Source organism: Streptomyces sp. SCUT-3, assembly GCF_014083985.1.
Lineage (GTDB): Bacteria > Actinomycetota > Actinomycetes > Streptomycetales > Streptomycetaceae > Streptomyces_H > Streptomyces_H thermolineatus.
Window position 1 is genome coordinate 1,117,182 of record NZ_CP046907.1, and the last position, 12,982, is coordinate 1,130,163.

Below are 12,982 nucleotides of genomic sequence, written 5' to 3' on the forward strand. Positions count from 1 at the left end.
GCCGGACACGGACGAGCACCGGGGGCGCGGAGGGCCAACCTTGGTTAGATCCGCTGGCCTCGCCGCGGGAAGCGTGCCAGGCTCGACGACGGGTTTCCGGACGGACGAAGCCGCTCGGCCGGGCTTCCCGAGGGACGTCGGACGACGAACGCCGCGCGTCGCCCGCGCATCGGCGCACGCGCCACAAAGGGGGAAGAGAGTGGCACCGACAACGCTGATCGTCCGTAAACGACGAGGACGGTGACGGGGCGCCGGCCCACGGCATGCCGGCGGCCCTGCGCGCCGACGCGTCCGCCCTGCGGGCGCCGCTGCCGCCGGTCCCGCGGGCCTCTTGTGCCGGCCGGCCGTGCCCTGCCCGGTGCCCGCCCCCCGCTCCCCGCCTCCGCCCCCCACGAATGTTCCCCGCCGTCCCGGCATGCCGCCGTCCCGGCATGCCGCCCTCACCGGCCGGAACGTTGCATTCTTCCCTCTTCTCTTTTCCTTCGATTCGCTCTCCGGCACAGCACCCGGCATCCCGGGCACCAGTGATTCACAAGGAGATCAATGGACAGGCAAGAAGACAGCTTCAGACCCTCGCCCCATCATCGGCTCGGCCTTGAACAGTTGCTTTCTTCTCTGCCGAGGAGCGACCAGCGGCGCATTGCCGAGGCGTACGTGAGGGGACTGCTCCATGCCGAGGGGCGCAAGACGCTGCAGAACATCGCACGGCACGCCGGGGGGTCGGGGGCACAGAACATCCACCATTTCATCAGTGGTTCGTCCTGGCAGTGGGCTCCCGTCCGCGAGACCCTCGCACGCCGGGCGCAGCAACTGCTGCCACAGGGAGCCTGGGTGATAAAGGACATCGTCATCCCCAAGTCCGGGCAGCAGTCCGTGGGCGTGGACCGGCATTTCCTCCCGCGGCTCGGCCGGACCGTGACCGGCCAGCGCGCCTTCGGCGCCTGGCTGGTGTCGCAGGACGCCGCGGTCCCTGTCAACTGGTCGCTCTTCCTGTCCCGGAAGTGGCTGGGCGACCCGGACCTGCGCCGGCGTGCCAACATCCCGGAAGGCCTCCGGGCGACGAGACCCGAGGAGGCCGCATGCCACGTGGCGGTGAGCACGGTCCGCGGCCAGGGGCTGCGTCCCCGGCCGGTCGTCGTCGACGTGGAGGGGTTCGATGCCTCGCTGTGCGCCTGGAAGCTGGCCCGGGCCGGGGTGCCGGTGGTGGTCCGCATCCCCCCCGACACCCCGCTGACGGTGGACACGTCCGTCCTGGGCGGATACAGCCCGGCCCCCACGCCGGCCTGTCAACTCGTCTCTTCCATGAGGTGGTTCCGCCACAGGCCCGACGGTCACCGGATCGTTCGCATCGGCTTCGGCGGAACGGCCGTGACGACGGTGCCCGTCCTGATGCCGTCACCCGGCACCGGCGCCGCCCCCGCGGGGCCGGAGGCACTGCCGATGCTGCTGGTCGCGGAGTGGGGCGCCCACGGCACCGCCACGCGGTTGTGGCTGGTGGACAGCCGACGGGTTCCGTGGACCTGCATGCCCGGGCTCGTGGCGCTGCCGACCGTGGTGGACCGCGACGGTGCCGCGGTGTCCGAGAGAGTGGGCATCCGCGACTTCGCCGGCCGGTCCTTCGACGGCTGGCATCGGCATGTCACCCTCGCCTCGGCCGCCCACCTCCTGGTCACGCTGCACGGACAGGAACCTCAGCCGGACGCCTGCCCGGCGGCACCGGTACGGGGCTGCGCCTGATCGCGCGAGAAGGACCACGCCCGTGCCGCAGGAGCGAACTGCAGCGCCGCGTGTCCGGCGCCGCACACAAGGTCGCGCCACCGCCGCTGCAGCTCCTCTCCCTCGGCATGGGCACGGGTCCCCGCGCTGCGCAGCAACCGGTCCACCGCCGCCGTCAGATACTCCGCGGCCAGGGCGCAGTCGCGCGCGTTCCGCGCCGTGGCCGCCTCGTCCACCTCACCCTCGTCGGCCACCCGCCCCACCCGGGCGAGCAGGAGCGCGGCAGCGTCCGTCTCCCCCTCGCTGCGTGCCAGCGCCTGTTCGTACGTGCTCCGGTCGGGGGCACCGGACACTCCCGCGGGCGGGGCGGTGAGGCGTTCTCCGACCAGCTCGGTCCAACGCCGTACCGCCCCCCGCGCGGCCCCGAGGAGGGGAGCGGCCAGAGTGAGACCGTTGGCGGCTTTCAGAGGAACGGTGTGGCAGGGGGCGGCGCCCGGGAACGACGCACCCGAGACCAGCGTGTCGAGGGGGACCGTGCGCTCCGCGGGGACCGTCACCGCCTCGGCGACGACGGTGTTGCTGCCCGTGCCGCGCATGCCGAGGGTGCGCCAGGTGTCCCGGACCGTGCAGTCGGCGGCGGGTACGGCGAACACCCGGACCTGTGTCCTCCCCCCGGCCTCCGTCCGGGCGGCGAGCAGCGTCCAGTCCGCGAAGCCGGACCCGCTGACGTAGGGCCAGGCGCCCGTCAGCCGCCAGCCTCCCGGTACGGGCACGGCAGTGCCGGCGGGTATCAGCCCCGCCGCCACGACGGTGCCGTCCCCCTTCGCCCACACCTCCTCCCGTCCCGCCCCGGGCAGCAGCCCCGTGAGCCGGCCGGCGCTTGCGCAGACGGACGCGATCCAGGCCGCCGAGGGGCAGCCGGTGCCCAGTTCCGCCGCGGCGGTGAGGAGATCGGCGAAGGTGCCCGGGGGGCCGCACGCCCCGGGAGGGGCGAAGTGCCGGGTGAAGCCCGCTGCCACGATCGCCTCGACGACGTCCGGGTGCAGGCTGCGGTCGGTGTCCGCCGCCGCGGCATGTGCCGCGGCCAGTGGCACCACCGCACGGGCGGCGGCGGTCAGCGGTGACGCGGGGGCGGTGTCCGGGTGCACGTCTGTCAATGCGTTCTCCCTGCTGTGCTCGTCCTCGGGTGTGCGGGCAGTCCGGCGCGGGAGCCCCCGCGTCGTCCCGGACGTCATCCGGAGAGCCCCACTCGCCGGGCCGCGGCGAAGAACACGTCCGGGGTGTCCGGCAGGAGGTCCACGGCCCGCCGGAAGCCGGCCCGGCCCGCGGCGAGCGCATCGCGCGTGGCGGTGTCGTGGAGCACGGCTTCCAGGCCGGAGACCACGGCTTCCTCGTCGAACAGCTCGGTCCGCACGGCGGTGGCCGTGAAGGGATTGTCCTCCAGCAGTGGTCCGACAACCCTGTTCCACTGGAGGGGCCACATGTGGAACGGCGGTACCGTCCCCGGGAAGGCGGACAACCAGGAGCGGACGTCGGGCGTCAGCCCGTCCGGCAGGCCGGCCGCGTCCGCCGGGTCCAGCCGGTGGCTGTTGACGGTGAACAGGCCCGGTACGTCCGCGAGGATCGCCCGCTCCAGCGCGAAGGACGGCAGGAACAGCGCCAGTACGGCGTCCGACGCCCCGATCAGGCGGGTGTACTCCCCCGCGGTGCAGGACGGCCGGTGGCGGACCCGCTCCCGGGGCAACCGGTCGAAACCGTCGAACCAGGGGCCGAGGAACAGGAACCGTGTGTCGTCGGGCAGCTTCGCCAGGTATCCGGCGACCAGGTGGGGCACGCGGCGGGCCAGTTCGCGGGTGAGCGGCCCGGCCCGGGTCTGCATCAGGTGCTGCCACGGCAGGGTGGGAACGGTCAGCAGCCTGTGCCGGGCGTGGACGGACAGCCCGTCGCGCACCTCCTGCCTGGCGGCGGCGGACAGCGGGCGGACCGTGGGATCGGCACGGTACGGAAACGCCGGGCCGTCCGGGGCCGCGTGGGGACGCACGCCCGGTACCGGCCACAGGTGCGCCTCCATGTGCAGGATGCGGTCGCTGACCCGCATCGTCCGGCCGAGGATCTCCACCTCCCGGCCGGTGCGGGTCAGGTCGTACAGATCGATCGGGATGACCGGCACGCCGAACCGTTCCACGTACCAGGGGTCCGTGTCGTAGCTGACGACATGGGTCATCCAGTGGGCGGTGTAGTCGCACAGGACGATGGCGTCCGGCGCGAAGTCCCGCACCACGCCGGCCACCACGTCCTCGACGCGCCTGCCCAGGGCCGAGGTGACAGTGGTGTACGCGTGCCGGCTGGAACGCAGCATGGCCTCGTTGCCGGCGTCGACGACGAAGTGGCTCTTCACACCCGCCGGGACCAGTTGGTCGGCGAGGTCCAGGCCCATGGTCGTCTCGTGCAGCGTCAGGGCCAGCGGAGACATGAACAGCAGCCGCATCGGTCTCTCCTCCTAACCGGCCTGCGGGGCCGCGGTCCGGGAAGTGACGGACTCGCGCAGGCAGGAGGCCACGGTGCGCACGTCGTCGTCACTGAGGCCGGGGTGGATCGGCAGGCACAGCGTCTCCTCGGACGCGCGCTCCGTGTTCGGCAGGATGCGCCCCGTCTGCCCGTATGCGGGGACCTTGTGCAGGGGGGCGTAGCGGAAGGTGGTGTACACGTCCGCCTCCAGGAGGTCGGAGGCCACGCCGTCGCGGACGGCTCCGGGCATCTGCACCCAGTAGAAGTAGTGCGAGGCCTCCTGCCCGTCCGGCAGGGCGGGGGGCCGTTCCACTCCGCCGAGGCCGGCCAGCTCCTGGTCGTAGAGCCGCACGATCTCCCTGCGCCGGGCGAGGAACTCCGGCAGCCGGCGGAGCTGGACGCTGCCGATCGCGGCCGTCAGGTCGTTGCCGATCAGCCGCCGGCCCGGTTCGGGCACCTCCAGGTCCCACCAGCGGTGGGAGACCCGGGCGTATCCGAGCCCGGAGGACTGGACCAGGCCGTGGTAGGCCAGTCGCCTGGCTCGGACCGCCAGCTCGGGATCCCGGACGTAGAGCATGCCGCCGTCACCCGTGGTGAGGACCTTCGCCGCGTCCAGACTCCACATCGCCAGGTCGCCGAAGGTTCCGGTGCGCCGGCCGTCCACTGCCGAGCCCAGCGAGCAGGCGGAGTCCTCGATCAGCGCGATCCCCCGCTCACGGCAGCGGAGGGCGATGGAGGCCGCCTCCCCCGGGTACCCCCCGTAATGCAGCAGCAGGACCGCCCGGGTGCGCGGGGTCAGCACCGCCTCTATGTCGGCCCACGACGGGTTCATGGTGCGGGCGTCCACGTCGCAGAACACCGGCCGGGCACCGCGGACCACAACGGCGTTGGCCGCGGCGAGGAAGCTCATGGATGGGAGGACGACCTCGTCCCCCTCGGACAGGCCGAGCACCTCTGCGGCCAGGAACAGTCCGGACGTACCGGAGTTGAGGAAGACGACGTGCTCCGGCGGCACGCCGAGGTACTCGCCGAAGGCTGCCTCGAACGCCTTGGTGCGCGGTCCGTGTCCGAGCCACCGGTCCTTGAAGACCGCTTCGACGGCGGCGAGTTCCTCGTCACCCACCTGGGGCTGGAAGAGGTTGATCACTGTTTTCCCCCTGGGATGGACACCGCAGCGCCGGTCAGAAGTGCTGGTCGTGGGTGATGCGGCGGGACCGCAGCAGCAGCCCGTCGGGGCCGTCGGTCAGGACGTCGTGGACCACACAGCTCGGTGCTGTCTCCGGCCTGCCCCCGGGGCGGACGGTCACCACCAGGGCGTACACCGTGGAGCGCAGGGCTCCGTCGTCCGCGGGTTCGAGGGCGATGTGGTTGAACCAGTGCCGCCGCTGTACGGGGTCGCCCTCGAACCGTCGGTGGAACTCCACGAGTTCCCGGACGATGCCGTCGCGCCCGCGCGCGGGCTCGGCGTCCGGAGAGTGCTGGAAGACGCCGTCCTCGGTGAAGGTGGCCGCGTACTCGTCGAAACGCAGGCCGTCGAGGTGCTGCATCTGGTGCGCGTAGAAGTGCTGGACCCGGGCGTACAGCTCGGGCGGGACCACGTCGGGCTTGCTGGTGGGCACAGGGAACCTCCGATGACGGTTGGGAAGGACGCGGGCCTCAGTCGCCCGCCGCGCGGACCACGACGGCCGAGTTGAACCCGCGGCGGCCGCGGGCCAGCACCAGGGCGGTGCGGACCGGCCGCTCGCGCGGCTCGCCCCGCACGACGTCGAGGCCATAGGCGTCCGGTACCTCGGACACCCCGTGGGTGGGCGGGATGACGCCGTCGCGGATGGCCAGCAGGGCGCAGACGACGTCCAGGGGGCCGCCCCCTCCGTAGAGCCGTCCGGTCAGCGACTTGGGCGCGGTGACCGGAACGGCGCCGGCGCCGAACAGCGATCCGATGGCCTCGGCCTCGGCCGCGTCCAGGTGCGGCGTGCCCGCTCCGTCCGCGAAGACCACGTCGATGTCGGCAGGCCCCAGGCCCGCGTCGGCGAGGGCGCCGGCCGCCGCCCGGCCCAGGGCCGGCGGGCGGCCGGAGTCCGGGGCCGGGTCGAAGGTCGCGGCATGGCCGGCCAGTTCGCCGTAAACCCGCCCGACCCCGCGGGCGCGGGCGCTGGAGGCGTCCTCCAGGACCAGCAGCGCACCGCCCTCGCCGGGGACGTGGCCGGATGCGGCGGCGTCGAAGGGCAGGTAGGCACGCAGCGGGTCGGTGGCGGTGGTCACCATGCCGCCGCTCAGCTGCGAGGCGTACCCCCAGGGATCGAGTGCCGAGTCCACTCCTCCGGCCACCACCAGCGGAGTGCCGCGCCGGACCGTGCGCCGGGCGTGCCCGAGGGCGTCCAGTCCGCCGGCCTGCTCGGCGACCAGGGCGGCGCTCGGGCCCCTCATCTTGTGGCGGATGGATATCTGACCGGTGTTGACCGCATAGAACCAGGCGAAGGACTCGTAGACGCTCACGTACTCCGGCCCCCGGCTCCACAGCTTGCGGAACTCCCGGTGGGTGAAGTCGAAGCCGCCGAGGGCGTTGGCGGTGACCACGCCCATGTCGTAGTCCCTGAGGTCCCCGGCACCGACCTGTGCGTCGTCCAGCGCCCAGTCCGCGGCCGCATAGGCCAGCCGGGTGGAGTGGTCGGTCTGCGGCAGCAGGCGGCCCGGCAGGTGCTCGGACGGATCGAAGTCGTCGATCTGCCCGGCGAGCCGGGAGGGGTAGCGCGACACGTCGAAGCGCGTGACCCGTCCGATCCCGCTGTGGCCCGCGAGGACGGCCTTCCAGTAGGCGTCGCGTCCCAGGCCGTTGGGGGCTGCCACCCCCAGGCCGGTGACGACGGTCGTGACGGTCATCGGTCCCCTCCTTCCGGGGCGCGGAGCACCATGGCGCTCTGGAATCCGCCGAAGCCGCTGCCGACCGTCAGAACGGTGTCCACGCGCTGTTCGCGGGCGGTCAGCGGAACGTAGTCGAGGTCGCACTCGGGGTCGGCGTGGTGCAGGTTGGCGGTGGGCGGTACCACGTTGTGCCGGATGGCGAGGGCGCTGGCGGCGATCTCGATGGAGCCGATGGCCCCCAGCGAGTGCCCGACCATCGACTTGATGGAGCTGACCGGAACGGCGTAGGCGTGCTCCTTGAGACTGCGCTTGAACGCGGCCGTCTCGTGCCGGTCGTTCTGGCGGGTACCGGAGCCGTGGGCGTTGACGTAGTCGACTGTCTCCGGGGCGATCCGTGAGGCGTCCAGGGCGCTGCGAATGGCCTCGGCCATCTCCCTGCCGTCCTTCTTCAGGCCGGTCATGTGGTACGCGTTGCAGCGGGTGGCGTACCCGGTCACCTCGGCGTACACCTGTGCGCCGCGGGCCCGGGCGGCGGCGTACTCCTCCAGGACGAACATGGCCGCTCCCTCGGCGAGCACGAAGCCGTCGCGGGTGGCGTCGAAGGGGCGGGAGGCGTGTTCGGGGTCGTCGTTCCGCTTGGTCGTCGCCTTGATGGCGTCGAAGCAGGCCACCACGATGGGGGTGACGGGGGTGTCCGCAGCGCCCGCGACCACCACCTCCGCCCCGCCATCCTGGATGAGCTGCACGGCGTGGCCGACGGCGTCGATGCCGGAGGTGCAGCCGTCGGAGACCAGCGTCACCGGTCCTTCGGCCCCCGCGGCCCAGGCGACCTCGGCGGACATCGCACCGGGAGTGAGGTAGTCGAACATGTACGGCGACAGGTGCTCGGGGTCCACGAGCCACTCGCGGCCCCTGTCCGACATCACCAGGTACTCGTTCTCCAGGCTGGTGGCGGCCGCGACCGCGCTGCCCAGGACCACGCCGATCCGGTGCGGGTCGACGTCGCCGAAGGCCAGTCCGCTGTCCGCGACCGCCTCCTGGGTGCAGGCCACCGCGAACTGGGTCGCACGGTCCATCCTGCGCACCTGTCGCGGCGTCAGCCCTTCGTCCTCCGGGCGGAAGTCGACTTCGCCGGCCACTCGGGACCGGAAGCCCGACGCGTCGAAGAACGACACCTCGCGGGTGGCGGTCCGGCCGTCGGTGAGCAGGCTCCAGAACTCCTTCGTGCCCTTCCCCCCGGGGGCGCGTACGCCGATTCCCGTTATCACCACTCGTCTGGTCATCGCTGGCTCCTTAAACCGTGGGTCACGCGGCCGCGTCCGCGGCCGCCGGTGTCGTGGGATCAGTAATTGCCCAGTCCTCCGCACACGTTGAGCGCCTGGGCCGTCACGGAGGCCGCGGCGTCGCCGGCCAGGTAGCCGACCATCGCCGTCACCTCGTCGACCTCGACATAGCGGCCGATCGGCACCCGGGCGGTGACCCGCTCCGCGGCCTCCTGCTCGGTGATGCCGTACGACTGCGCGTAGTGCGTGCGCACCCGCTCGGCCATCGGCGTCTCGACGAACCCGGGGCAGACGGCGTTGACCGTGATGCCGGTTTTGGCGAGGTCCAGCCCCAGGGCCTTGGTGAAGCCGACGACACCGTGCTTGGAGGCGGAGTACGGGGCGGCGGTGACCGCCCCCTGCTTGCCGGCCGTGGACGCGATGTTGATGATCCGGCCCCACTGCTTGTCCCGCATGCCGCCGACGGCGAGCGCGGCCCGGGTCACCAGGAACACGCTGTTGAGGTTGGTGTTGATCACGTCGTACCAGAGCTCGTCGGACATCTCGGCGACCACGCCGCCTCCGCTGCGGCCCGCGTTGTTCACCAGGATGTCGAGGGGGCCGAAGCGCTCCACCGCCGCGCCGACCAACGCCTCGACGTCCGCCCGGTCGGTCACGTCGCAGGTCCTGCCGTCCACGTCCAGGCCCTGCTCCTGCAAGCTCTTGACGGTCTCGGCGAGCCGGTCGGCCGAGCGTCCGCACACGTACACCCGGGCTCCCTCGCGGGCCAGGTGGGTGGCGATCCCCAGACCGATACCGCTGGTGGCTCCGGTGACCAGGGCCACTCGTCCGCGGTGGGAAGACATGGTTCCTCCAAGGAGAAGAGAAGCAAGGGACGGGCCGGGCAGGGCGGTGGACCGGCCTGCCCGCCCGTGGGAGTCTCGCGCCACGGGTTCGACTCCGGTTCGAAGCGGAGTGGAAGGCCCCTCGTCACGCGCCGCGGCGTGCCCGGGTGTTCACCTCGTGCAGGAGTTCCGCCTGGCGTACGACCGGCCCCGGGTCCGCGTGTCCGTGCCGTACTCCCCGCGCGAACGCCGCGAGCGTCGCTTCCACCTGGTCGTGGGCGTCCAGGGTGATCTCGCGGCGGCCGTCCGGGGTCTCCAGCCGCACCACCGGGCGGTGGTCGGCCGCCGGGGTGAACGCGTGGTCGAGCACGACACGGCCCCGGCTGCCGCACAGTTCGTAGACGGAGCGGTAGCCGTGGTCGAGGCCGAAGGCGAGCTGGGCCGTGCGTCCCCCGGCGTCGCGCAGCAGAGCGGCCCCGCCGGTGTCCACGGCGTCGCCGGGTCCCCGGGACAGCCATGCGCCGACGACCTCCAGGTGCGGTCCGAGGAAGTGCAGGGCGGCCCGTACCGGGTACACGCCGGTGTCCCACAGGCATCCCCCGCCCAGGTCGGGACGCAGGCGGATGTCGCCGGCAGGCCGCCGTGGCACGGTGAACTCGGCCCGCAGCGACCGCAGGTCGCCGATGGCTCCGTCCCGGACCAGCGCCCGCACGGCCTCGTGCTGCGGATGGTGGACGAACATGACGTTCTCCCACAGCACCAGCCGGCGGCGCCGGGCCAGTGCGTACAGGGCTGCGGTGCGCTCCGGTGCGGTGGTCACCGGCTTCTCGGCGAGGACGTGCTTCCCCGCTGCCAGGGCCGCCTCGTTCCACCGCTCGTGCAGCGCCGCGGGGAGCGGTACGTACACCGCCTCCACGTCCGGGTCCGCCAGCAGCTCCGGGTACCCGTGGTACGCCCGGCAGCCGTGTGCGCGGGCCGTCTCGTCGGCCCGGGCGGGGTCCCGGCCGGCCACCGCGACCACCTCGACGTCCGGGCTGCGCACGGCAGCCGGCAGCATGCGGCGGCGGGCGATGTCCGCGCAGCCGAGCACCCCCAGGCGCACGGGCGCCGTCACAGCAGGTCCGGGCAGGCGTTGAGCACCGACAGCAGGGTGCGGGCCTGCACGTTCACGTAGTGTCCGTGCTGGGCCATGGAGGACAGCTGGCCGGGGGTGACCCACTGGTAGCCGGGCGGGGTCCGGGTGAGACCGGTCTCCACCACCAGGTAGCGGCTGACGGCGTCACGGAACCGGCCGCCCTCCTCGGAGTGGAGCGCCCGGTAGCGGATGCGTTCCGGACCGGCGCCGAGGACCTCGTCCAGGAAGGCGGGACGATCGGCGGGCGGGAGGTGGGACCAGTTGGCCGGGTCGCACTGGACGGTGGGGCCCAGTTCCACGGTGTCCAGGAAACCGCCCTCCACCCGGGCGTGCACCAGGAGGTGGGGCACACCGTCGAAGCGCCGGTACAGGAAGGCGACCACGCCCTCGCCGACCGGTGCGAACAGCGGCTGTGTCCATTGGGAGACCTCGCGGTTGCCCGCCTCGACCCGGACGGCGACCACCTCGAAGTAGCGCCCGTCGGGCCGGCGGACGGCGTCGTCGTCCCGCACCCAGCCCTCGAGGCCGTCGAGCGCGGTCCGGGTCGCCCGGAGCTCGTGCCGCGCGCGCTCGGTGGTGAACCAGGACCGCACCCCGGTGTCGCTCGTCCGGGCGCGGTCCTCGGCCCTGCCGAGGGGGGCGCAGGCCAGGACGGTGCGCGCGTCCATGTTCACCACGTTGTCACGGCACAGCAGTTCGCCCAGCTGGCCGAGGGTCAGCCAGCAGAAGTCGGGATCCGGCTCCACCTCGCCGTCCGTCTGGACGATCACGTTGCGGTTGGCCTTGTGGTGGAACCACGATCCGTGTTCGGACTGGAGCACGTCGGTCAGCACCCGTCCGCGCCCCGGCTCGGTGAAGTACTCCAGGTACTTCACGGCAGCGCCCCGGTGGACCTTGGTGTAGTTGCTGCGGGTGGCCTGCACGGTCGGGGACAGCTGCAGCAGGTTGGGGTTGCCCGGTTCCATCTTGGCCTGCATGAGGAAGTGCAGGACCCCGTCGAACTCCTTGGCCAGCAGGCCCAGGATGCCGACCTCCGGCTGCTTGATGATCGGTTGCTGCCAGGCGCGGAACGGGCCGGAGCCGACCTGCACGCTCAGCCCCTCGACGGTGAAGAACCGGCCGCTCTCGTGGACGATGTTGCCGGTGCCCTCCTGGAACGACCAGCCTGCCAGCTCCCGGAAGGGAATCCGCTCGACGTGGAAGGCGTGGGCCAGCCGCCGGCCCTCCATCCAGCGGGAGAAGTCCGCGGTCCGCATCCCGGCGCCCTCGGCACGGACGGCGGCGGACCGGGCGAACGCAGCGGGCAGGGCGGCGTCCACGCGGGGCAGGAGCCCGGCCGCAGTCACCGGGCACCCGCCACGAACGTGCGGACGGAGTCGACGACGTAGTCGATCATCTCGTCGGTGAGCGCGGGATAGACCCCGGTCCAGAAGGTGTTCTCCGTGATCACGTCGCTGTTCTCCAGACTCCCGGCGACGCGGTGCGGGACGTCGGCGTAGGCCGGGTGGCGGGTGAGGTTGCCTGCGAAGAGACGGCGGGTGCCGATCTTGCGGCCCTCCAGGAACTCCACCAGCTCGGCCCGGGTGAACGGGGCCTCCGGCCGCACCGTCAGCGCGAAGCCGAACCAGCTCGGGTCGCTGTGCGGTGTCGCCTCCGGCAGCAGCAGGTGCGGGACGTCCGCCAGGCCCTCGCGCAGCCGCCGCCAGTTGCGGCGGCGGGCCTCGACGAACCGGTCCAGTTTGTCGAGCTGGCTCAGCCCCAGCGCGGCCTGGAGGTCGGTGGCCTTCAGGTTGTACCCCACGTGGGAGAAGATGTACTTGTGGTCGTAGCCGGCGGGCAGGTCGCCCATCTGGTACTGGAACCGCTTCAGGCAGCGGTTGCTCTCCCCGGGCTCGCACCAGCAGTCCCGTCCCCAGTCCCGCAGCGACTCCACGATCCGGGCGAGGGCCAGGTTCGAGGTCAGCACGCAGCCGCCCTCTCCCATCGCCAGGTGGTGGGCGGGGTAGAAGCTGACCGTCGCGATGTCGCCGAAGGTGCCGGTCGGCCTGCCGCCGTAGGTGGAGCCCACCGCGTCGCAGTTGTCCTCGACGAGAAAGAGGGCGTGCTGCTCCGCGAGTTCGGCGATCTCCTTCACGGGGAAGGGGTTGCCCAGCGCATGGGCGATCATGACGGCCCGGGTACGGGGGCCGATCGCCTGGGCGACTCGGTCCACCGTGGTGTTGTAGGTTCCCAGCTCCACGTCGACGAACACGGGGACGAGCCCGTTCTGGATGATGGGGTTGACGGTGGTCGGGAAGCCGGCCGCCACGGTGATCACCTCGTCGCCGGGCCGCAGCCGCCGGTCCTCCAGCATGTGGGAGGTGAACGCGGTCAGGGCCAGCAGGTTGGCCGAGGAGCCGGAGTTGGTCAGATGGGCCTTGCGCAGCCCCATCCGCCTGGCGAACCTGCTCTCGAACCGCCGGCTGCTGGGTCCCGCGGCGATCCGCATCTCCAGCGCCGCTTCCACCAGTGCCGCCCGGTCCTCCGCGTCCAGCGTCGCGCCGGCCGGCCAGATCTCCGTGACGCCGGGCACGAAGCCTCCTTGGTCCTCCCGTTCCTGGTGGTACTTGCGGACCTCGTCGAGAACGAGCGCCTTGTGCTCGCTGGTCATCGGT

Annotated in this window: 11 protein-coding genes; 1 reads left to right on the forward strand and 10 read right to left on the reverse strand. The window is 72.4% G+C overall.

The annotated features are described in order from the left end of the window. The first annotated feature begins 603 nt into the window (after window positions 1-603). Window positions 604-1,737: a transposase gene (locus tag GQS52_RS04870; RefSeq protein ID WP_182311828.1), complete on the forward strand. Its 1,134-nt coding sequence runs from the start codon at window positions 604-606 to the stop codon at window positions 1,735-1,737. Here GQS52_RS04870 and GQS52_RS04875 read toward each other — a convergent pair. The 10 genes from GQS52_RS04875 to rfbH form a co-directional block, all read right to left on the reverse strand. Further along, entirely contained in the window at window positions 1,692-2,864 is a 1,173-nt protein-coding gene (locus GQS52_RS04875; RefSeq protein ID WP_259371039.1) for a hydrolase, read from the reverse strand. The two genes, GQS52_RS04870 and GQS52_RS04875, sit on opposite strands and share 46 nt — an antisense overlap. Before the next feature lie 83 nt (window positions 2,865-2,947). Beyond that, the gene (locus tag GQS52_RS04880; protein ID WP_182311830.1) at window positions 2,948-4,204 is read right to left on the reverse strand and encodes a DUF6365 family protein; all 1,257 of its coding nucleotides are present in this window, start codon (window positions 4,202-4,204) and stop codon (window positions 2,948-2,950) included. Window positions 4,205-4,216: 12 nt separating this feature from the next. After that, entirely contained in the window at window positions 4,217-5,371 is a 1,155-nt protein-coding gene (locus GQS52_RS04885) for a DegT/DnrJ/EryC1/StrS family aminotransferase (RefSeq protein ID WP_182311831.1), read from the reverse strand. Between the two features lie 34 nt (window positions 5,372-5,405). Continuing rightward, on the reverse strand, window positions 5,406-5,843 hold the full coding sequence (locus tag GQS52_RS04890; RefSeq protein ID WP_259370584.1) for a nuclear transport factor 2 family protein: 438 nt from the start codon (window positions 5,841-5,843) through the stop codon (window positions 5,406-5,408). 37 nt (window positions 5,844-5,880) lie between these two features. Further along, window positions 5,881-7,104 (reverse strand): ketosynthase chain-length factor, encoded by a 1,224-nt coding sequence (locus GQS52_RS04895; protein WP_182311833.1) that lies wholly within the window; start codon window positions 7,102-7,104, stop codon window positions 5,881-5,883. Next, a complete protein-coding gene (locus GQS52_RS04900) occupies window positions 7,101-8,369 on the reverse strand; it encodes a beta-ketoacyl-[acyl-carrier-protein] synthase family protein (protein WP_182311834.1) in 1,269 nt (422 codons plus the stop codon). The genes GQS52_RS04895 and GQS52_RS04900 overlap by 4 nt, the downstream gene beginning before the upstream one ends. Before the next feature lie 59 nt (window positions 8,370-8,428). After that, window positions 8,429-9,214: a 3-oxoacyl-ACP reductase FabG gene (gene fabG / locus GQS52_RS04905; protein WP_182311835.1), complete on the reverse strand. Its 786-nt coding sequence runs from the start codon at window positions 9,212-9,214 to the stop codon at window positions 8,429-8,431. A gap of 124 nt (window positions 9,215-9,338) precedes the next feature. Continuing rightward, entirely contained in the window at window positions 9,339-10,307 is a 969-nt protein-coding gene (locus GQS52_RS04910; RefSeq protein ID WP_259370585.1) for a Gfo/Idh/MocA family oxidoreductase, read from the reverse strand. Beyond that, on the reverse strand, window positions 10,304-11,647 hold the full coding sequence (locus tag GQS52_RS04915; RefSeq protein WP_259370586.1) for an NDP-hexose 2,3-dehydratase family protein: 1,344 nt from the start codon (window positions 11,645-11,647) through the stop codon (window positions 10,304-10,306). The genes GQS52_RS04910 and GQS52_RS04915 overlap by 4 nt, the downstream gene beginning before the upstream one ends. A gap of 23 nt (window positions 11,648-11,670) precedes the next feature. Further along, complete coding sequence (rfbH, locus tag GQS52_RS04920; protein WP_182311836.1) at window positions 11,671-12,978, reverse strand: lipopolysaccharide biosynthesis protein RfbH; 1,308 nt, start codon at window positions 12,976-12,978, stop codon at window positions 11,671-11,673. Between the last annotated feature and the right edge of the window lie 4 nt (window positions 12,979-12,982).